The organism is Bacillus sp. N6 (assembly GCF_052805735.1).
Window position 1 is genome coordinate 3,846,354 of record NZ_CM127843.1, and the last position, 20,595, is coordinate 3,866,948.

Annotated in this window: 20 protein-coding genes and 1 other annotated feature; all 20 genes read right to left on the bottom strand. The window is 36.3% G+C overall.

From position 1 onward, the window contains the following. Positions 1-49: 49 nt before the first annotated feature. Positions 50-273 (bottom strand) — a binding site (T-box leader). A 51-nt stretch (positions 274-324) separates the two neighbouring features. The 20 genes from divIVA to ACUXVC_RS19705 all read right to left on the bottom strand — a co-directional run bounded on the left by divIVA (position 325) and on the right by ACUXVC_RS19705 (position 20,563). Beyond that, entirely contained in the window at positions 325-831 is a 507-nt protein-coding gene (divIVA, locus tag ACUXVC_RS19610) for a septum site-determining protein DivIVA (protein WP_001131611.1), read from the bottom strand. An 89-nt stretch (positions 832-920) separates the two neighbouring features. Next, positions 921-1,688, bottom strand: coding sequence for a YlmH family RNA-binding protein (locus ACUXVC_RS19615; protein ID WP_000029713.1), 768 nt, complete (start codon positions 1,686-1,688; stop codon positions 921-923). A 15-nt stretch (positions 1,689-1,703) separates the two neighbouring features. After that, entirely contained in the window at positions 1,704-1,967 is a 264-nt protein-coding gene (locus ACUXVC_RS19620; protein ID WP_000214324.1) for a YggT family protein, read from the bottom strand. Positions 1,968-1,973: 6 nt separating this feature from the next. Next, positions 1,974-2,444 carry a cell division protein SepF gene (locus ACUXVC_RS19625; protein ID WP_000119129.1) on the bottom strand — a complete coding sequence of 157 codons (471 nt, stop codon included), beginning with the start codon at positions 2,442-2,444 and terminating at the stop codon, positions 1,974-1,976. Between the two features lie 19 nt (positions 2,445-2,463). Continuing rightward, the gene (locus ACUXVC_RS19630; RefSeq protein WP_144465488.1) at positions 2,464-3,138 is read right to left on the bottom strand and encodes a YggS family pyridoxal phosphate-dependent enzyme; all 675 of its coding nucleotides are present in this window, start codon (positions 3,136-3,138) and stop codon (positions 2,464-2,466) included. After that, positions 3,135-3,953: a peptidoglycan editing factor PgeF gene (gene pgeF, locus ACUXVC_RS19635; RefSeq protein ID WP_144465489.1), complete on the bottom strand. Its 819-nt coding sequence runs from the start codon at positions 3,951-3,953 to the stop codon at positions 3,135-3,137. Before pgeF ends, ACUXVC_RS19630 begins: the two co-directional genes overlap by 4 nt. A 120-nt stretch (positions 3,954-4,073) precedes the next feature. Beyond that, positions 4,074-4,355: a YlmC/YmxH family sporulation protein gene (locus tag ACUXVC_RS19640; RefSeq protein WP_000236749.1), complete on the bottom strand. Its 282-nt coding sequence runs from the start codon at positions 4,353-4,355 to the stop codon at positions 4,074-4,076. Positions 4,356-4,518: 163 nt separating this feature from the next. Then, complete coding sequence (sigG, locus tag ACUXVC_RS19645; protein ID WP_000197755.1) at positions 4,519-5,298, bottom strand: RNA polymerase sporulation sigma factor SigG; 780 nt, start codon at positions 5,296-5,298, stop codon at positions 4,519-4,521. Positions 5,299-5,455: 157 nt separating this feature from the next. Beyond that, positions 5,456-6,175 carry an RNA polymerase sporulation sigma factor SigE gene (gene sigE, locus ACUXVC_RS19650; protein WP_000976948.1) on the bottom strand — a complete coding sequence of 240 codons (720 nt, stop codon included), beginning with the start codon at positions 6,173-6,175 and terminating at the stop codon, positions 5,456-5,458. 19 nt (positions 6,176-6,194) lie between these two features. Further along, positions 6,195-7,112: a sigma-E processing peptidase SpoIIGA gene (gene spoIIGA, locus ACUXVC_RS19655; protein ID WP_000261975.1), complete on the bottom strand. Its 918-nt coding sequence runs from the start codon at positions 7,110-7,112 to the stop codon at positions 6,195-6,197. A 260-nt stretch (positions 7,113-7,372) separates the two neighbouring features. After that, the gene (gene ftsZ, locus ACUXVC_RS19660) at positions 7,373-8,527 is read right to left on the bottom strand and encodes a cell division protein FtsZ (RefSeq protein WP_000888984.1); all 1,155 of its coding nucleotides are present in this window, start codon (positions 8,525-8,527) and stop codon (positions 7,373-7,375) included. A 39-nt stretch (positions 8,528-8,566) separates the two neighbouring features. Next, entirely contained in the window at positions 8,567-9,868 is a 1,302-nt protein-coding gene (ftsA, locus tag ACUXVC_RS19665; RefSeq protein ID WP_030027631.1) for a cell division protein FtsA, read from the bottom strand. Positions 9,869-10,267: 399 nt separating this feature from the next. After that, on the bottom strand, positions 10,268-11,038 hold the full coding sequence (gene divIB / locus ACUXVC_RS19670) for a cell division protein DivIB (RefSeq protein WP_001065789.1): 771 nt from the start codon (positions 11,036-11,038) through the stop codon (positions 10,268-10,270). Between the two features lie 98 nt (positions 11,039-11,136). Next, on the bottom strand, positions 11,137-12,042 hold the full coding sequence (gene murB / locus ACUXVC_RS19675) for a UDP-N-acetylmuramate dehydrogenase (protein ID WP_000437027.1): 906 nt from the start codon (positions 12,040-12,042) through the stop codon (positions 11,137-11,139). 213 nt (positions 12,043-12,255) lie between these two features. Next, positions 12,256-13,350: an undecaprenyldiphospho-muramoylpentapeptide beta-N-acetylglucosaminyltransferase gene (gene murG / locus ACUXVC_RS19680; RefSeq protein ID WP_024927913.1), complete on the bottom strand. Its 1,095-nt coding sequence runs from the start codon at positions 13,348-13,350 to the stop codon at positions 12,256-12,258. 103 nt (positions 13,351-13,453) lie between these two features. Further along, positions 13,454-14,545, bottom strand: a complete 1,092-nt coding sequence (spoVE, locus tag ACUXVC_RS19685; protein ID WP_000753524.1) for a stage V sporulation protein E — start codon at positions 14,543-14,545, stop codon at positions 13,454-13,456. Positions 14,546-14,635: 90 nt separating this feature from the next. Then, complete coding sequence (gene murD / locus ACUXVC_RS19690; RefSeq protein ID WP_144465490.1) at positions 14,636-15,988, bottom strand: UDP-N-acetylmuramoyl-L-alanine--D-glutamate ligase; 1,353 nt, start codon at positions 15,986-15,988, stop codon at positions 14,636-14,638. After that, positions 15,989-16,963 (bottom strand): phospho-N-acetylmuramoyl-pentapeptide-transferase, encoded by a 975-nt coding sequence (gene mraY, locus ACUXVC_RS19695; RefSeq protein WP_000893060.1) that lies wholly within the window; start codon positions 16,961-16,963, stop codon positions 15,989-15,991. It lies immediately after the preceding gene. Between the two features lie 22 nt (positions 16,964-16,985). Then, positions 16,986-18,461 carry a UDP-N-acetylmuramoyl-L-alanyl-D-glutamate--2,6-diaminopimelate ligase gene (gene murE, locus ACUXVC_RS19700; protein ID WP_089171690.1) on the bottom strand — a complete coding sequence of 492 codons (1,476 nt, stop codon included), beginning with the start codon at positions 18,459-18,461 and terminating at the stop codon, positions 16,986-16,988. Positions 18,462-18,646: 185 nt separating this feature from the next. Continuing rightward, positions 18,647-20,563, bottom strand: coding sequence for a stage V sporulation protein D (locus tag ACUXVC_RS19705; protein WP_001266235.1), 1,917 nt, complete (start codon positions 20,561-20,563; stop codon positions 18,647-18,649). Between the last annotated feature and the right edge of the window lie 32 nt (positions 20,564-20,595).

A 20,595-nucleotide genomic window follows, 5' to 3' on the forward strand; every position in this document is an offset into this window, starting at 1 on the left:
TAAAAGAAATACTTAAAAAACGGAATAAAAAAGAGACTTTCTCATCCCAAAAAGGGACGAGAAAGTCTCCCGCGGTACCACCCTAGTAGATCATATACATATGTATAGAATCCTCTTTATATTCTTAACGCGAATACACGCCTACGCTTACTCTATTTGTTCAGCGCGGAACTCCAGGGTGATATTCCCACTATCTCCTTATCCTGAGCTTACACCATCCTCAGTTCGCTATATAAGGTTTGAAAAGGTACTTATCCCTATCTTCGTTTTTCTTAATAAATATGTTGTTTAAAATTATATGTAATAATGAGAAAAACGTCAAGCTTACACTGTTTCTTCTTTTTTCAACAGTTCATCTACTTCGTCTTCTAACTCAATTAGTTTATCCCAATCATCGTTGTTTAACATTTCAAGCTGTGTTTCTAATAACATACGGAAACGAGTTCGGAATACTTTCGCTTGTTTCTTTAGCTCTTCAATATCAAAAGCAACTTTTCTTGATTTTACTAATGCTTCGTTAATAATACGATCAGCATTCTTTTCAGCTTCACGCACAATTAATTTCGCTTCTTTTTGCGCATTACGTTTTACTTCTTCCGCTGCTTCTTGCGCAACAACGATAGATTTGTTTAACGTATCTTCAATATTAGAGAAATGATCTAACTTCCCTTCTAACTGCGCAACTTTTTCTTCTAAAGCTTTTTTCTCACGAATGACCAATTCATAATCTTTGATAATTTGATCAAGAAACTCATTTACTTGATCTTCATCATAGCCACGGAATCCGCGACCAAATTCTTTGTTATGAATATCTAATGGTGTTAACGGCACAACGCCACCTCCAAGTAGTTATCTAAATTTCCTCTTTCAATTATATCTTTTCTTCGACAAAATAGGAGGATTTCCTTCTAAAAAACCAATCATTTTAGTATACCATACAAAATTCTCCATTTGTCGCGTTTTGTTCTACCTTCTACAGAAAATAATTTACTTCGGCCATATCCTCTAACAGAAAAAACGTCTCCTGGATAACATTCATAAGAAGTTTGCTCCACTGTTTTCCAATTGACTTTTACTAAACCATTTTTTATGAAAGGTTGTACTTTCTGTCTAGATAAATGTAACATTTCAGCTAACATAACATCTAAACGAAGTGAAGAAACCGTTCCAGATTTCTCCCCCCACGTTTCATGTATTTGTAGAATTTGTTCTCCTTGTACTGCTGATAAGGAGACTTTTACTTTTCCTATTGCTTGTAAGTTCATCTCAATGTACGATACGATTTCTTTCGCAACTACAATTTGGGCACGATTTTCTTGCAGCAAAATATCACCACATTTTTCTCTCGTTAAACCAAGAGACATAAATGTACCTAATATTTGCCTATGTTCTAGCGTATAAAACTTGGAAGGATAGTCAATTTCTAATACTTCTACTTGAAATTCTTCTTCATTTAATTCTAGATAGTCTGGATAAATGAGTGCTCTTTTACGCTCTGCATTAGGCGTTGCACCACCAAATTGTACAGCGACATCTCCTTGTCCAATTACCATAGAAACAATTTGTTGCTGTCTTGGATCAAGGAAATCTGTTAATTTCACTTGATGGTACTCCGCTGTTCGCTTCCACTCCAGCACTTTATCTACAAAGACCTCTTCATCAGGCCTAAAATGTTCGTAAATGCTCATGTATTTAACCTCTTACTATAAGAAATAGCTGAACAAACTGAACAAACCACTTTTAGCAAGTTTTAACGCAAAAATCGCAACGAGTGGAGAAATATCAATCATACCAAGCGGCGGAATAAATCTGCGGAATGGTTCTAAATACGGTTCACAAATTCGCGCCAAGAACTCTCCAAAAGATGATTCCTTTGCACCAGGAAACCATGATAGGAGAATGTAAATAATCAGTGCCCACGAGTAAATCTCGATAGCAGAACTTAACACCATTAAAACTGTTGTCATGGCGTATTACCACCTCTTTATATTTGTTTCTTCTTCTTCACCGAATAACTCTGAAATTGCACCAACAATATCAACATTTTCAGGTGTACACATAAATGTTTTCGGTCCTATTTTTTGAATGTCCCCGCCTATAGCGTATACAGTACCACTTAAAAAGTCAACGATACGTACCGCTTGATCAGTAGACATTCTCTGCAAATTAATTACAACAGCTCGTCTACCTTTTAAGTGGTCCGCAATCCCTTGTGCTTCCGAATATGTGCGTGGTTCTAATAAAACAACTTTTGAAGATTGTTTTGCTGTTTCAATACTCACAACATTTTGCTTCGGTTGCGCTTTTGGAAACGTAACATCTTGTTGTTCTGGTGGATCTTGCTGCTTTTTCATGTCTGTTTGCTCCTTTTCATAACCATATTGAGCTGCTTCTTTTTCTTCCGGTGTATCAAAAAAGAAGTATTTTACTTTTGACCAACTCATAATAAGATTCTCCTTCCTTTTACGCTTTTCCTACTAAAATCGTTCCCAAACGAATATATGTAGCCCCTTCTTCAATTGCAATCGTGTAATCGTTGGACATTCCCATTGATAATTCTTTACATGGCGCATGTAATAACTCTAGCTCCTGCACCTTTGTTTGCAACATACGTAATTCCTTAAAACAGCGTCTGATTTCTTCCTCTTCTTCTGTAAATGGAGCCATCGTCATTAGTCCAACCACTTCAATTTTATCGAATTCTTGCAAACTTTGAATAAAAGAAACAACCTCTTCTATTGCTAATCCTTGCTTCGATTCTTCAGATGAGGTTTTCACTTGAATAAAGCATTTCACTTTCTTATCAGCACGTTTCTGAATTTCTTTCGCCAGGGAAAGACGATCTAACGAATGTAAATAATCAATATCATTAATGATTTCTTTTACTTTTCTCGTTTGTAATGAGCCAATAAAGTGCCAATTAACTTTTGAACCGAAATGCTCATATTTCTGTAAGAAACCTTCATTTCTATTTTCACCTAAATCGATAATTCCAGTTTCAATTACTTCGTTTGTTTTTTCAATCCCTACAGTTTTTGTCACTGCAACAAGTTTAATATCTTGCAACGAACGTCCAGCTCGAACGCAAGATTCTTTAATAGCTTCGTTTACAATTACTAAATTTTCTTGTACTGTCACTTGCTTCCTTCCTCCTTAAAACCTATGAAACTCAACATTCTTCCTGTATTACCTTGATCACGACGATGAGAGAAAAATAGTTGCTCTTCACAGCTTGTACAAAGAGATGACATTACAATATGCTCTTCTTTTATGCCTGCTTGTACACATAATATACGATTAATTTCTTTTAAATTAATTGCGTACTGCCCGTCAGAAATTTTTTGATGAGGAACAGCACCGTTAATTACTTTCTGTGCTGCTGTTAATACACGATCATCCACAACATAACAACAAGATCCAATCGACGGTCCAATTGCAACATGAATTTCATCACTTGAAATACCTTCCGCATTCCACTTTTGAATCATTTCCTTTGCAATCTCTTGTACAGTACCTTTCCATCCAGCATGCGCAAGTCCTATCATACCATGTGATGGTGCATAAAAATAGAGCGGAACACAATCCGCGTAACAAGACGTTAACAGAACATCTTCATTACTCGTATAAATGCCATCTGTTTTTGAAATGCCGTCCTCATATGAATAAACGCCACTTCCTTTTTCCTGTTGCCCTACTTTTTCAACATGATGATCATGAACTTGTTCAGAGCAAATCCAGTTTTCTAATGGTTTTTGTAACTTATTTGCTAAAATGCGTCTGTTTTCATGAACGTTCTCCACGATATCATTCACATGTAATCCTAAATTCATCGCATGAAAGGAGCCCGTACTTATCCCACCATCTTTTGTCGTAAATCCAGCAGTAATGTTTCCAAGTTCTTTCCACGCTTGTAAATACAGTATACCGTCCACATATTTAAATGGTTCTCTCATAATAAAGCGGCTCCTTTTAATTAAAATAACAGAAAAAAGCATGGTACTTCCTGTCTATTTTACCATACTTTTATTTTTTCATAATCCTAACAGAAAAAAAAGAGGAATTTGTAATATTCTTTATGAAATTGTCGGTGTTTGTATTGATTCTGTTACAGTATTAACAGGATCTACTCTTACAAGTATGACATCCTCCCCAATTTTCACAATTTCCTTCCAAGGAATTACAATCTCAACATCTTTTCCAAAAATACCTAGCATACGTGTCTGTTTGGAAATAATAACAGAACAAACTTGCCCTGTGTTCATATCAATTTCAATATCTCCAATATTCCCAATCCTTTTTCCATCTGAAATATTTATAACATCCTTCATCTGTAACTCTGAAATTCGTATCACCATTTTTACCCTCTCCCTTATATGACGAATTGGAAGCTGTTTCTCATATTTACAGGAAGCCACCTATACGAAACACCATGCTAGTTTCATTATATGAACACTAATCCCCTACTATGAGCACAAACCATATTACATATAAAAAGGTCTCACCATAATTGGTGAGACCTTATCCTTGAATCGTTTTATTCATTTGTTTAATGGCTGACTTCTCTAAACGTGATACTTGAGCTTGGGAAATCCCAATTTCTTCTGCAACTTCCATCTGTGTCTTTCCTTGGAAGAAACGTTTTCTAATAATCATTTTCTCTCGATCATTTAAACGCTTCATTCCTTCTTTCAATGCTAGTTCTTCAACCCACTGCTCGTCCTTTTGTTTTTCATCACTTAACTGATCCATAACAAAGATAGGATCTCCTCCATCATTATAAATCGGTTCAAATAATGAAACTGGATCTTGAATTGCATCTAAAGCAAATACTATCTCTTCATGAGTTACTTCTAGCACTTTTGCAATATCCATTGCTGTTGGTTCTTTTGAATTTTCTGCAATTAACTTCTCTCTTACTTGCAAAGCTTTATACGCAATATCTCGCAATGAGCGCGATACGCGAATCGGATTATTATCACGCAAATATCTGCGTATTTCCCCAATAATCATCGGCACAGCATACGTTGAAAATTTTACATTTTGGCCTAAATCAAAATTATCAATTGATTTCATAAGTCCGATGCAACCAACTTGGAATAAATCGTCAACATATTCTCCTCTGTTATTAAATCTTTGGATGACGCTCAGTACAAGACGTAAGTTTCCATTCACTAATTTTTCTCTTGCGCTTATCTCTCCACTTTGCATTTCACGAAATAATTTACGCATCTCTTCATTTTTTAATACTGGAAGTTTAGCTGTATCAACACCGCAAATTTCTACTTTGTTTCTCGTCAAAGTGTTCCCTCCTATCGGGAGTTGCTGTACAGTGTAAAGTATTTCCTTTGAAGGGGATTTTATGCATATGGTTTTTTCACGATTTTTCATTTAAATTATCTTTCCTAATACAACTAAATAGAATAGGACCAGCCTACATAACGGCTGGTCCTATTCTTCACACCATTTTATTAAATTCTTTTCGTAATCTTTTTATAATTCTTTTTTCTAAACGCGAAATGTATGACTGTGAAATCCCAAGCATATCCGCCACATCTTTTTGCGTCTTTTCCTCTCCTCCAGCAAGCCCAAACCGAAGTTCCATAATTTGTTTTTCACGATCATTTAATTGGTGTAATGCTTTCATTAAAAGGTGACGATCTACAGTAGCTTCTAAATCTTTTGTAATAATATCATCATCTGTACCTAACACGTCAGACAACAATAGTTCATTCCCATCCCAATCAATGTTTAGCGGTTCATCAAAAGAAACTTCCGAACGATTTTTGTTATTCCTACGTAAATGCATTAAAATTTCATTTTCTATACAACGCGATGCATATGTTGCTAATTTTATTTTCTTTTCTGGATTAAATGTATTTACCGCTTTAATAAGGCCGATTGTTCCTATACTAATTAAATCTTCAATATTTATCCCTGTATTTTCAAACTTTCTTGCTATATATACAACGAGCCTTAAGTTGCGTTCAATAAGTAATGACCTTGCTGCCTGATCTCCTTTTGGCAATTTATTCAAAAGAACTTCCTCTTCTTCTTTCGTTAACGGTGGTGGCAACGCTTCACTTCCACCAATATAATAAATTTCATCGGTCTTAATTCCTAATTTCAGCAATACTTTATACCAAAGGTATACTAAATAAAATTTTAATTTCATCATATTATCCCGCCTCTCATTATTAAGCGATCACCATTTTTTGTGAAATCAACATTTTTGGATGCACAATACATTGATACTCCCCATTAGTAGACAGTTGTTGTGTATTTAATCCAATTAATACTTTGTTTACAACAATAGAACTACCTTCATGATCAACTTGCACACTGTCAGGCTTAATTGCCCACAAAAATTGACTTTCTACTCCTACTGCACGGAAAGGAATTAAACGTAATTTTGTCGCCCAACCAGAATCATTTTCTGGTATTTGAGGAATTTCTGTTTTGGAATAAATTTGTTCTGTTAACCAAGATGGTAAGCAATGTTCTAATGATGAAACATGCATAATCATAACGGGTGTTTTTGTTAATGGGTCGTAAAGTTGGTTCCCACTGTCAATAAGACCTGCCAGTTCTAGTTCTTCTTCGGCTAATTGAATTTTTACTTTCACAATTTGGTCATAGTGTATTTTCGTGACCTCTACGCTTTCAATACGCTTTTTAGAAAAATAATAAATTACCGGAAAACCAAAAATAACAAATAACCAACTAATTGGATCGCCGTAAGAAATTGACTGAGATTGAACCAATCCATTTACCATTTCATTCGTTTGCAAAAAGAAATGAGTTCCAATTAATCCTCCGCCAACCATAAAGGTTACAAAGTAAAAAGTAAAAACAGTTTGTGCATAATTTCTAAATGTTGTAAACCCAAATGCTGTATACACAATAAGTAACGAGTACAGTAGTTTCATAATTGGATGTGTCATCATAGAAGCAAAAGGAGTAAAGGCAAAAATAACAATAGTTGAACCTATAAATGCCCCTAACACAAGCCTCCATCTTTTGATCTTCTTTTTTAACACGGTAGCTGTTAATAAAAGCAAAAGAAAATCAATGCAGGCGTTTAACAACCAAACAACGTCGGCGTAAACAACCAAACAATTCACCTCTTTTTTCAAGTTGAGACTAGTATAATGCATATCCAATAGGAAAGTGTGTCAATTTGCGGAGGTGTTTTTTTGTTATTTTGTGATTTCTAGACATAATCTGTCGGTAAAAAATAAAAGTACAAATTCATAGAATGATATACTCTTATTTTCACCAACAAAATATATTGAAATATACGAAATAAAAAAAGACCTGCTTAGCAGGTCTTTTCCATTTAAAAAACAAAAAAGGAGCATGAAAGCTCCTTTTCTTATCGTCTACGACGGTTACGTAAAAATGCTGGAATATCGATATCATCTGAATCTGAATGACGCTCATGTACAACTGGCTCTTCACGCTTCATTTCACGTTTTACTTCACGTTGTTTTGAAGGTTGAGCTACTGGTTGTTGCTGTTGTTGCGTGTGGTTCGCATTCGGACGAATAATTGGTTTTGGTGGTTGAGTTGCAATGCTATCATCAAAACCAGTTGCAATTACAGTTACAACGATATCATCTTTTAATCCTTCGTTAATAACAGAACCGAAGATCATATTTACTTCTGGATCTGAAGCTGAAGCTACGATATCTGCCGCTTCTTGTACTTCATATAAGCTTAAGTTAGCGCCACCCGTAATGTTCATGATAACACCTTGAGCTCCATCAATAGATGTTTCTAGTAATGGACTAGAAATCGCTTTTTTCGCAGCTTCTGCAGCACGATTTTCCCCGTTACCAGAACCAATACCCATTAAAGCAGAACCTCTATTAGACATAATTGTCTTTACGTCTGCAAAGTCTAAGTTAATTAAACCTGGCGTTGCAATTAAATCCGAAATACCTTGAACACCTTGACGTAATACGTTATCAGCTTCACGGAATGCTTCTAACATTGGCGTATTTTTATCAACAATCTCTAATAAGCGATCGTTTGGAATTACAATAAGAGTATCTACATTTTCTTTAAATGCTGCAATACCAGATGCTGCTTGCGTCGCACGCTTACGTCCTTCAAAAGTAAATGGACGTGTTACAACACCAACTGTTAAAGCACCTAATTCTTTTGCAACTTGAGCAACAACTGGCGCTGCACCAGTTCCAGTCCCACCGCCCATACCGGCAGTTACGAAGACCATATCCGCACCACGAAGTGCTTCTTGGATCTGTTCTTTACTTTCTTCTGCAGCTTTTTTCCCTACTTCAGGGTTTGCGCCTGCACCAAGTCCACGCGTTAATTTTCCACCAATTTGCATTTTCGTTTCAGCTTTTGATAGATTTAATGCTTGTGCATCAGTGTTCACAGCGATAAAGTCTACACCTTGTACACCGTGTTCAATCATACGGTTTACAGCATTGTTTCCGCCACCGCCGACACCGATAACTTTTATATTCGCTAATTGATCTTGAGTAGTATCAAACTCTAACATGTCGAAATCCCCCTAGAACCTCATTTTTCGTGTCCAATTTTAATCCCATAAATAACGGAATACACGTTTTACTTTTGACATCATGCGGTCATCATTTTGATTATTATTGTTTTGATTACGAGTTTTTTGTTTTGCAGGTTGCTGTTGTACCGGCGTTGGTGCTGGTACTGGTTCAAAATGCTCTTGCTTTTCCTGCACATTTTTCCCACGTAATTTAGCTTTTTGATAAGAATGTTTAATTAATCCAACTCCACTTGTATATTGGGGCTCACGCACACCAATATAATCAGGAGTTGCTACACGAACATTTTCATGTAAAATATCATATGCAAGGTCAAGAACACCTGGCATAGAAGCAATTCCACCAGTTAGTACATAACCAGAAGCCACTTGCTTTACTCCTAACTTACGCACTTCATCTTGAACAAACATTAAAATTTCCTCTACACGAGCCTCTATTATATCCGATAATTCCAACTGAGAATATTGTTCTGTTTGATCACTTCCCATAATAGGAACCGTAAACATCTCTTCTTCAGATGCTGTATCATAAAAAGCATGTCCATATTTCAACTTAATTTGATCTGCATTTTCTGTTGAAGTTTTCAACCCAATCGCAATATCCTTCGTTATATGGTCTCCACCTAATGGTAATACGCTCGTCGCTTGTAACTCTCCATCTTTAAAAATAGATAAAGTTGTAGATCCTCCCCCCATATCAACAAGGGCTACTCCTCTATTTTTTTCATCTGAAGATATAGCAACTGTTGCAGCCGCTAAAGGTTGAAGACAAATATCAACAATTTCAAGACCTGCTTTTTCTACACAACGAAGTAGGTTATGTAGTAAAGTTCTCGAGCCTGTAATAAGTGTACCTTCCATTTCTAATCTTACACCGATCATCCCGCGTGGATCGTTAATCTCGTCAAGACCGTCTACGATGAACTGTCGAGGTACCACATCAATAAACTCACGTTCTGGAGCAATTGACACAACTTGTGCTGCATCTAGAACGCGTAAGACATCTTCATTCCCGATTTCACGATCTTCATTTGAAACAGCGACTACTCCGTGACAAGGAAGTAGCTGTACCTGGTTTGCATTGACACCTACTACAACTTGCTCAATGTGGATTCCCACCATGCGCTCAGCTTGTTCAATTGCTTTTTTAATTGATCGAACAGTCTCGTCTATATCAACTATCGATCCCTTCTTTAAACCATTTGATTTTACATTTCCAACACCAATAATGTTTAAGCTGTCATTAACCATTTCACCAATGATGACTTTAACATTGGATGTACCGATGTCAAGACTAACATATATTTCATTGCTGTTCATTCTTTGGCACCTCCTTCTTTATTTATACCATACAACTCAATATATGGAACAACAATCGCAACTTTACTATTTATAAGAAAAATATTCAACGTCTTTATACGTTTCCCTTTTTTAACCCTATATTTTTCTTATTTTTATTTAGCATTCAATTAAGAATATCGCAGTAAACTATGAATAACTGCTTATCTTGAAATAATTCTATTTCGAGTGTAAAGTTTACCGCCAAGTATAAGTCTACACTAAGATGTACTCATAGAAAAGTGAAACTTGTACCAATACTAGTATGAATCTAAGAATTTTTACATATTTTTCATCAAATGAACCATTCTTCTAAATTCGTATACACATAATAGAACATTCGTTTCGTTTTTTCTGCTATAATCAACGAAAACTACCATTCTATTCTTTTTTTTCTTCCGCACCTAATTCTTTCGTATATGCACCTACTTCTAAGTCAATTAATACCTTCTTACCTGGCTCAATTGTTTTTAAAATAAGCGGATAGGCTTCCATACGTTTTGCAAAATTTTGAATCGTAGTGCTCACTTCATAACCTTCATTCATATATAAAGTAAGATGATCTTCATTCGCATTCGTTGGTGAATAGCGAATCTCCGAAATAGATTTTAAAATAGCTGGTGTTAATTTTTCTAGTTCAGCGATTAACTCCTTCATTTTCTCTTCTTTAAAAGGTTCGAAAATCGGTGCTGCAACAGGAAGTTTTCCATTAGGTAGTACATCAAGCGTTTTTCCATTTTCTAATAACGGTTGTAATTTTCCCTCTTTATTTATATAACCAATCGTTAAATATTCTTCGATATGAATATCAATCTTGTTTGGAAAACGTTTTTTTACATTTACTGCTTTAATTTCTTTTCGCTTCGTTAAGTTTTCTTCAGCTTTATGTGCTGTCACTCGGAAATAACTTGTATCATATGTCACGCCTGAATCCTTCATTACTTGCTCATCCGTCATATAGTGATTTCCAAACACACTAATCTTTTTTATATTACTAAGCGGAGACCGAAAATAAATTAAAAAGAGCACTAATAAAAATAAAATTGATATGTATAAAATCAATCGATGATTAACATTTTTTTTGTTTTTTTTCTTTTGATTTTTCAATTTTGGTACACGATCTTGTAGTTTAATCACTTTACTATTATTCATGTACGATCCCCCTATGTAACATAAAGAACGGCATGTTCCTCATGCCGTTCTTATCTTCTTATTATAACATAAATGATAATGAGCGGAACGAATAACCGTTATCTTCCAATGATTTCTACTTCTGTATGCATATCTACATCAAATTTATCCTTAATTGTATGTTTTATTAATTCAATTAAGGACAATACATCTTGCGCTGAAGCTCCCCCGGTATTAACAATAAAATTGCCATGCATTTCAGAAATTTGAGCTCCACCAATCCTATAACCACGAAGCCCTGCTTTTTCTACTAAATCTCCTGCAAAATGTGGGATTGGATTCCGAAATACACTTCCTGCGCACGGGTGATTCCATGGTTGCGTTTCACGGCGGTAATCTTTATTATTTTGCATGCTACGTACAATTTCTTCACGTTTTCCCGCCTGTAATTGAAACTCCGCCTCTAAAACAATACCAGGACGTTTCGTTTGCAATACAGATGCCCGATAAGAAAACTCCAGTTCTTTATTCATTAACCAGTCAATTGTACCGTCTTCAAACAGAATGAGAGCCTTCGATAATACACTCGATATATCCGATTTATGTGCACCTGCATTCATATATACTGCACCACCGACACTTCCTGGAATACCGCTTGCAAACTCCAATCCAGCTAACCCTTGACGACTAAGTAAAGTTGACAATTTAATAAGAGGATATCCACTACCAACTCTTACCTTATGTTTTTCGACCTCTAAGTGATCTAATCCTTCTCCTAAACGAATAACAACACCTTCTATGCCTTGATCAGATACAAGAAGGTTTGAACCGCGCCCAATTACAGTCCACTTCGTTTTGTATTGCTTTACTAACTGTAATGTTTTTTCAATACCGGCTACATGCTTTGGCACAATTAAAATATCCGCTGGTCCACCTATTTTCATAGTTGTATAACGTGCTAACGACTCGTTAACTAAAACACGACCAACGTCTGCTTCTATAAGCTCATTTACTAATTGTTCCATAGACAATCTCCCCCATATTAAGTCTCCTTATGACAATAATATGCAGGGCGTTCACCTAACGTTATCCCTCTATTTACGGGCAGTACAGCTCCTAAATCAAAATTCGGCGGTAACAAAGAAGTTAGGCGAGAATCGGGATGCCAGTAAACATCCGATTAGTGAAAGGTAATAATCAACAAGAAAGAATCACTCCCCACCGATTAAAGCCTCACTTTATTTTTTTACAAGCTTATTCATTACTTCATACAGCTTATTTGCTGCATCTGGAATACCTAGTTGCTTAGCAGCTAGCTTCATATTTTGCAATGTTTGTGCATCCAATAAAATCTCATCAATATCACGAATAAGCGTTTCAGCTGTTAAATCTTTTTCAAGTAACATTTTTGCCGCTCCTTTATCAACAACTGAACGTGCATTCTTTTCCTGATGATTATTTGTTACGTACGGACTCGGTATTAACACACTTGGTTTTCCTAACGCTGTTAATTCTGCAAGTGTTGTTGCCCCAGCCCTTGAAACAACAAGGTCTACACCAGTTAGTACCTCTGGCATATTATGAATGAACGGCTTAATAATAACATTGTTCGGGTTCCCTTTTTGCTTCACGGCTTCCATCACTTTGTCATAATGTACTTCACCTGTTACATATAGTATTTCGTAGCTTTTGTTCCCAAACTGTTCAATTGCTTCAACGAAGGCATCGTTAATCGGTCTAGCTCCACGACTTCCACCAAATATAAGTACAGACTTTTTAGGAAGAGAAAGCCCAACTGAACGTTTCCCTTTCATTCCATTTTGATCCATTACCTCTGATGCTCGCGGATTACCTGTCATTACCACTTTTGACTCTGGAAAATGCTCTGTAGCTGCTTCAAAACAAACAGCAACTTTATCAACATAACGACTTAAAAATTTGTTCGTTACACCTGGTACACTATTTTGTTCATGTACAATAGTTGGAATACCTAATTTGGCTGCAGCGTATACAACTGGTCCACATACATATCCACCCGTTCCAATTACGATATCCGGATTAAAACGACGAATATATCGTTTACTATCCTGTACACCTTTTAGAAAACGCATTACTGTTTTCACATTATCTAATGATATTTTTCGTTTAAATCCACTTATAACAATAGACTGAAATGGTATACCTGCTTTTGGAACGATTGTACTCTCTAGTCCATTTTCCGTACCAATATATAAAAATCTTGCTTCTGGATTTAACTTTTTTATTTCTCTAATTAAAGCAAGAGCTGGATAAATATGACCACCAGTACCCCCACCACTAACTAATACACGCACTACTAACTCCTCCGCTTCTCTTTTCTTATTTCCATTATATTTATTTCTATATACATATTGCATTTTTACACACATACGAAAAACCCTGTCTTATAAACAGGGTTTAGTAGCGAGAATGGCGACTTATATTTAATAATACACCTACTGCCATTAACATTAATGTCAAACTTGATCCACCATAACTTAAAAACGGCAAGGTAATACCCGTAACAGGCATCAGTCCTGTTACAACACCAACATTAATCATTACTTGAATCGCAATCATCGCCACAATACCTACTGCTAAAAACGTACCATATAAATCTGGCGCTCCTAATGCGATACGAATCCCGCGCCATAATAATAGACTAAATAATAATAACACAAATGAACCACCAATAAAACCTAATTCCTCGGATAAGATCGCAAATATAAAGTCAGTTTGTGGTTCAGGTAAATAAAGAAATTTTTGTCTACTTTGTCCAAGTCCAAGCCCAAATAATCCACCAGGTCCAATTGCGAGTAATGATTGGATAATTTGAAATCCACTTCCAAGCGGATCTGACCACGGATCTAAATATGATGTAATGCGTTTCATTCGATACGGTGCTGATGCAATTAATCCTACAAATCCCGCTACACCAATCAAACCAAACATCGCAAAGTGAAAGACCCTCGCTCCTGAAATAAATATCATAATGATACATGTCCCAACCATTACCGTTCCTGTCCCAAGGTCTGGCTGTAACATAATCATCCCAAAAGCAAGAAACACAAAACTAAGAGCCGGTAATAAACCACGTTTAAAAGATGTGATCAATTTTTGCCGTTCCGCTAAAAACTTTGCCAAGAAAATAATCATCGCAAACTTCATAAATTCTGATGGTTGAATCGAAAATGCTCCGATCCCAATCCAACTTCGTGCTCCTCCTCGAACAAGACCTACTCCAGGAATAAGAACGAGAATAAGAAGAATGAAGCAAACTAGCAAAATTACTTTTGAATACGTACGCCACACCCAATAATCAATTTTCATAATAAAAAACATAGCTACTACACCAAGACCCGCAAACAGTAATTGTCTTTTTGCAAAAAAGAATGAGTCCCCCATTTTATAAGAGGCCCAAACTGCACTCGCACTATAAACCATAATCATTCCGATTGTCAACAATGAAAGTGTTACGATGATGAGCATAAAATCAGGCGTTTTCTTCATTACCCACAAACACCACCTCTTTAGGCAGAACCTTTTGCCCTATGTAACAAAACATCAGTAGGTGTTAGCCTACTGATGTTTTGATTTACTTTATATAAGTTTATGCACAGCTTGTATAAAAATGTCTCCTCTTTCTTCAAATGTTTTAAATTGATCCCAGCTTGCACACGCTGGAGAAAGAAGAACAACATCACCTTCTTTAGAATGAGCATAAGCTTTCACCACTGCTTCATCTAAAGTATTGACACTTTCAATTATATCTAATCCCGCTTTTTCTGCCGCTCTTACTAGTTTGAGAGCTGTTTGTCCAAATGTTACAATCGCTTTTACATTTTTGAAATATGGAATTAAATCATCGAATTCATTTCCGCGGTCAAGCCCACCTGCTAGTAACACAATCGGTTGTGTAAACGCAGATAGTGCTTTCTCAGTCGCTAACATATTCGTTGCTTTTGAGTCATTATAAAACTTACGGTTGTTAATCGTTGTTACATATTCTAAACGATGTTTTACACCCGTAAAACGTTTTAACACGACCGTAATTGCTTCATTAGAAGTACCTAATAATTTCGCAATACTCATCGCAGCTAAAATATTTTCTAGATTATGTTGACCAGGTAAAACGATATCGCTTACTTCAACAACTTTTTCACCTTTGAAATAAAGAGCGTTATCTTTTATACACGCGCCATCTTCAATTTCTTTCGTTGTCGAAAACAGGATTTTTTGACCTTTAGTATCCGCAGATAAAGCCATCACATCTGCATCATCCGCGTTTATTACACTATAATCGTTTTCTGTTTGGTTTTTAAAAACATTTGCTTTTGCTAAACCATATTCCTTCTTCGTCCCATGATAATCTAAGTGGGCTTCAAATAAGTTTAAGAACGCTGCAATTTTAGGCTGGAACGATTCTACTCCCATCAATTGGAACGATGAAAGTTCTGTAACTACAACTTCATTTTCTTTTGCATCCTGTGCTACTTCACAAGCTACAGTTCCTATATTCCCTGCAATAACAGGATGCTTTTGTCCTTCTTTTAACATTTCAAATGTCAGCATTGTTGTCGTCGTTTTACCATTAGATCCTGTAATTCCAACAAATGGCGCTTTTGAAATACGATATGCTAATTCAACTTCCGTAACAATTGGAATTTGCTTTTCTTTCGCAGCAATTAATATTGGATTAGAATACGGGATTCCTGGATTTTTAACGACAAGAGAAATATTTCTCTCTAATAATTCTAAAGGATGGCCACCGCATACAACGTCCATTCCTTTTGCTTGTAATTCTGCAGCAAGTACATTGTCTGCTAAAGGCTTTCCGTCATTTACAATGACATTCGCCCCTAACTTTTGTAACAATGTAGCTGCTGCATAACCACTTTTTGCAATGCCTAATACAAGAATATTCTTATTTTGAAATTCAGTTACAGTTTTCAATTACATCCACACCCCGATATAAATTCCTAACACAGCTAATAAAAATCCTGCAGACCAAAACGTCACAACAACACGCCACTCTGACCAACCACATAATTCATAATGATGGTGTAATGGACTCATTTTAAAGACACGTTTTCCTGTTGTTTTAAATGAAATGACCTGAATAATAACCGATAAAGTTTCCATGACGAATACTCCGCCAATAATTACAAGTAGCAATTCTTGTTTTAATAAAATCGCTACAGCTGCAATGGCTCCACCTAAAGCTAATGAACCTGTATCTCCCATAAACACTTTTGCTGGATTCGCATTGAATACTAAAAATCCAAGTACAGCTCCTACCACTGCCATACAGAATATCGCTACTCCAAATTGCTCTTGTGCCACAGCAATAATACTAAATGCTCCAAATGCAATAGCAGCTGTTCCTGATAATAAACCATCTAAACCGTCAGTTAAGTTAACTGCATTTGATCCACCAATAAGCATAAATAGTACAAGTACAAAATACGCCCAACCTAATTCAAACTTAACATCCGTTCCCGGAATCATGATGTATGTGTGGAACGCTTGCCCTTTTCCAATTAAAAAGAATGCAATAGCAATAACAAGCTGCCCTACTAATTTTTGTTTTGATGTTAAACCAAGATTTCTCTTCTTAACTACCTTTATGTAGTCATCTAAAAATCCGATTAATCCGTAACCAAACGTCACTAATAGTAATAACGAAACCTCTGCACCTAAATAATTAAACTTAATCGCCATAATAAGTGAAGTTACCATCATAGATACGTATATGACGATACCACCCATTGTCGGTGTCCCTGATTTTTTTTGATGTGACTTTGGTCCCTCATCACGAATACTCTGTCCGAACTTTAATTTTCTTAAAAATGGAATAAACAATGGCGAAAGGGCAACAGAAATTAAGAATGCTACCCCAGCCGTTACTAATAAACCTTGCTCAAGCACATGTAGTCCTCCTCTCACGTTGTTACTCTTCGTTGTTTAAACGCCCTGTAATTGCTTCTTTCGCAACTTCTCGATCATCAAAATGATAAACTTCTTTACCAATAATTTGATACGTTTCATGACCCTTACCAGCAATAATAATGATATCATCTGCTTTTACTTTAGTGATTGCATGGTGTATCGCTTCTTTTCTATCAATAATCACTTCATAATTATTTCCACTTGCACCATGTACCATATCATCTAAAATAGCCGCTGGATCTTCACTTCTTGGATTATCTGATGTGTAAATTGCATGAGTTGCATATTTTGTTGCAACACTTGCCATTATCGGTCTCTTCGTTCGGTCCCTATCGCCACCACAACCAACGATACAATACACATCACCTTTTGCAAATTGTTTTGCAGTTTTTAATACATTCTCTAAACTATCCGGCGTATGTGCGTAATCAACAATAACTGTATAATTTTGTCCTCCATCAACAACTTCAAAACGCCCTGGAACCCCAGCTAGTTCCTTTATAACAGCAATGATTGTTTCTAATTTCACACCCGAAACAAGTCCTGCTGCTGTTGCTGCAAGTACGTTATATACATTAAATTTACCTATTAATTTCATCGTAACATTTACACTTTCATACGGTGTGACAAGGGTAAATGTAGTTCCGCCACTCGTCATAACGATATTTTTTGCCATAATGTCACTTGTTGTATCAATACCATATGTTACAACAGTTGCTGCAGTACTTCTCATATACTCTTCTGTTACATTATCATCGCTATTCAGCACAGCGTACTTTTCACGATTATGATTATAACTATTGCCAAGCTGTGCAAATAGTAACCCTTTTGCATGTTTATATTCTTCCATCGTTTTATGATAGTCTAAATGATCTTGTGTTAAGTTCGTAAACACCGCTACATCGTAATCACATCCGTGTACACGACCAAGATCTAACGCATGTGACGAAACTTCCATTACCGTGCTGTCCACACCTTGTTCAACCATTTTTGAAAACGTCTGTTGAAGTGTTAGTGCATCTGGTGTTGTATTTTTCACCTCAAATGTTTCATCACCGATTTTCATATTAATCGTTCCAATTAGCCCTGTTTTATGACCATGTGCTCGCATAATCTCATCCATAATATGCGATGTTGTTGTCTTTCCATTTGTACCTGTAATTCCGATTAAATGTAACTTGTGTGTCGGTTGACCATAAAAATAATCAGCTAAAACCGCTAACGAACGAAAAGTATTTTTCACAAGTACAACTGGAACGTCAACATCAATTGGTCTTTCCGCAACAATAGCAGCCGCTCCTTGTGCCGCTGCTTGCTTAGCAAAATCATGGCTATCAACCGTATATCCTTTCATACATACAAATAAGCTTCCTTCTTTCACTTTACGTGAATCAGCTTCTATAGATGTGATTTCTGGATTTTCTTTTGGAACAACTGGAAAATCATGCAAACATGATAAAAGTGTATGCAACTTCATTTCACTAAACCCTCTCTACATTGTTTATTTATCTTTTTTTCAGTAAGCAACACATTACCTCCTATATAAGGAGGTAAGTGCTACTGGCCTATTTATGACTGAGACACTTATTGTCTCAAGTTAAGTAACTGTTCTATAAAGAACTCACTTCCACCAATTGTACCATAAAACGTACTATGTTACCTTTAATTCCCGAAGTAAATTCTAATTTTTGAGCCTTCTTTTACTTTAGCTCCCGCTTCTGGTGATTGCTTAATTACTTTCTCTCCATCTCCACTTATATCAAGCTGCAAATCGACGAGTTGTGTTTGTAAATCTTTCTTTTTCATTCCAATTAAATTCGGAACTTCCACAGTTGGTGTATCGCCCCATTTATATTCTTTTTCAACTTGTTCTTTTCTCGGTTTCACTCCCATAACAGGAAGCGCATCTCGAAGGATATTCCCGACAATTGGAGCTGCTACCACTCCACCAAACTGTGTAACCCCTTTTGGATTATCAACAGCAACGTACACAACAATCTCTGGATCATCCGCTGGAGCAAATCCGATAAAAGATACAATATAATTATTCTCTAAATATTTACCATCTTTCACCTTTTGAGCAGTACCCGTTTTTCCACCTACACGATATCCATCAATATAAGCACCTTTACCAGAACCTTTCGCTACAACATTCTCTAATGCATAACGAACTTTTTCTGAAGTTTCCTTGGAAATAACTTTTCTTTTCTCAACAGGTGTCTTTTTACTAACAACTTGATTATTTTTCGGATCAATAAACTCCTTAGCTATATACGGCTGATACAATGTTCCACCATTTACAGCCGCCGCTACAGCTGCTACTTGTTGAATTGGTGTAACAGAAACCCCTTGGCCGAATGAAGTTGTCGCTTGCTCTACTGGACCAACTTTATCTAAATTAAATAAAATCCCACTGCCTTCACCTTGCAAGTCAATCCCAGTCTTCTGCCCAAAACCAAAATTACGAATGTATTTAAATAATCGGTCTTTACCAAGGCGATCACCAAGTTCAATAAATCCCGGGTTACATGAGTTTTGAACGACTTCTAAAAACGTTTGACTGCCATGACCTCCTGCTTTCCAGCATTTCAATCTAGCTCCACCGACTTCAGCTGCTCCATCATCATAAAACGTATCCTTCTCTAAGTCTACTAAATTTTCATTCAATGCTGCAGCTAGTGTAATGATCTTAAATGTTGAACCAGGCTCATACGTACTCCACACAGGTAGATTTCTGTTATACACTTCTGGAGAGACACTTTGAAAATCCGCTGGATCAAAACTCGGCCGACTAGACATACCTAAAATTTCACCATTTTTAGGATTCATTGCAATTGCAATCATACCGTCTGGATTATAAGTTGACTCCGCAATATTCATTTCTCTTTCCATAATCCTTGTAATACGCGCATCGATTGTTAATCCTAAATTTAAACCGGCTTCTGGCTTTTTGAAATCATCACCAACATTAGGCATCCTTTGTCCTTTCGCATCTGCAAAAAAACGAACATGACCTTTGTCCCCATTTAGCTCTTTATCATAATATTTTTCTAGTCCCATAAGACCTTGGTTATCGCTACCTGCAAAACCTAATACATGTGATAAAAAGTTTCCAAATGGATAGTACCGGATAGAATCCTCTGCGATATACACGCCCTTCAAACTTAATCCTCGTACTTCTTTCGCTTTGTCATGTGATATTTTCCTTCCGCCTTTATCTAACCTTACAATCGATTCTTTTTTTGTAATTCTTTTATAAATCTCATCTTTTTCCACACCTAATACTGCAGCTAACTTCTCTGCAGTCTCTGCTGGTTTTTCAATTTGCCTCGGTACAACAAAGACAGTTGGAGCACTTTTATTCGTGGCAAGTTCCACACCATTTCGGTCTAAAATTTTCCCACGTTCGGGTTCAAAAGTAATATTACGACTCCATGAATCTTTCGCACGATCCGTTAACATATTCCCAAGAAAAAATTGCACATATCCAAGACGAATATCGATAATAGTGAAAATAAGTATACCTGATATAAGTATAAAAATAAGTCGTTTTCTAACTGTTACATTTGATACACGCATATCGGAACAAGCCTCCCTTACGCCTAGCTTGT

Excerpts from the sequence above, each read along its gene's own strand:
- spoVE (WP_000753524.1), bottom strand. The coding sequence starts at position 14,545 with ATGAAGAAAACGCCTGATTTTATGCTCATCATCGTAACACTTTCATTG.
- ACUXVC_RS19620 (WP_000214324.1), bottom strand. The coding sequence starts at position 1,967 with ATGACAACAGTTTTAATGGTGTTAAGTTCTGCTATCGAGATTTACTCG.
- murB (WP_000437027.1), bottom strand. The coding sequence starts at position 12,042 with ATGGAACAATTAGTAAATGAGCTTATAGAAGCAGACGTTGGTCGTGTT.
- ftsZ (WP_000888984.1), bottom strand. The coding sequence starts at position 8,527 with ATGTTAGAGTTTGATACTACTCAAGATCAATTAGCGAATATAAAAGTT.
- ACUXVC_RS19625 (WP_000119129.1), bottom strand. The coding sequence starts at position 2,444 with ATGAGTTGGTCAAAAGTAAAATACTTCTTTTTTGATACACCGGAAGAA.
- ACUXVC_RS19615 (WP_000029713.1), bottom strand. The coding sequence starts at position 1,688 with ATGAGCATTTACGAACATTTTAGGCCTGATGAAGAGGTCTTTGTAGAT.
- murE (WP_089171690.1), bottom strand. The coding sequence starts at position 18,461 with ATGAAGTTGCATACACTTTTATCATGTTTGCATGATTTTCCAGTTGTT.
- ACUXVC_RS19640 (WP_000236749.1), bottom strand. The coding sequence starts at position 4,355 with ATGGTGATACGAATTTCAGAGTTACAGATGAAGGATGTTATAAATATT.
- sigE (WP_000976948.1), bottom strand. The coding sequence starts at position 6,175 with ATGATGAAATTAAAATTTTATTTAGTATACCTTTGGTATAAAGTATTG.
- ACUXVC_RS19705 (WP_001266235.1), bottom strand. The coding sequence starts at position 20,563 with ATGCGTGTATCAAATGTAACAGTTAGAAAACGACTTATTTTTATACTT.
- ftsA (WP_030027631.1), bottom strand. The coding sequence starts at position 9,868 with ATGAACAGCAATGAAATATATGTTAGTCTTGACATCGGTACATCCAAT.
- divIB (WP_001065789.1), bottom strand. The coding sequence starts at position 11,038 with ATGAATAATAGTAAAGTGATTAAACTACAAGATCGTGTACCAAAATTG.
- pgeF (WP_144465489.1), bottom strand. The coding sequence starts at position 3,953 with ATGAGAGAACCATTTAAATATGTGGACGGTATACTGTATTTACAAGCG.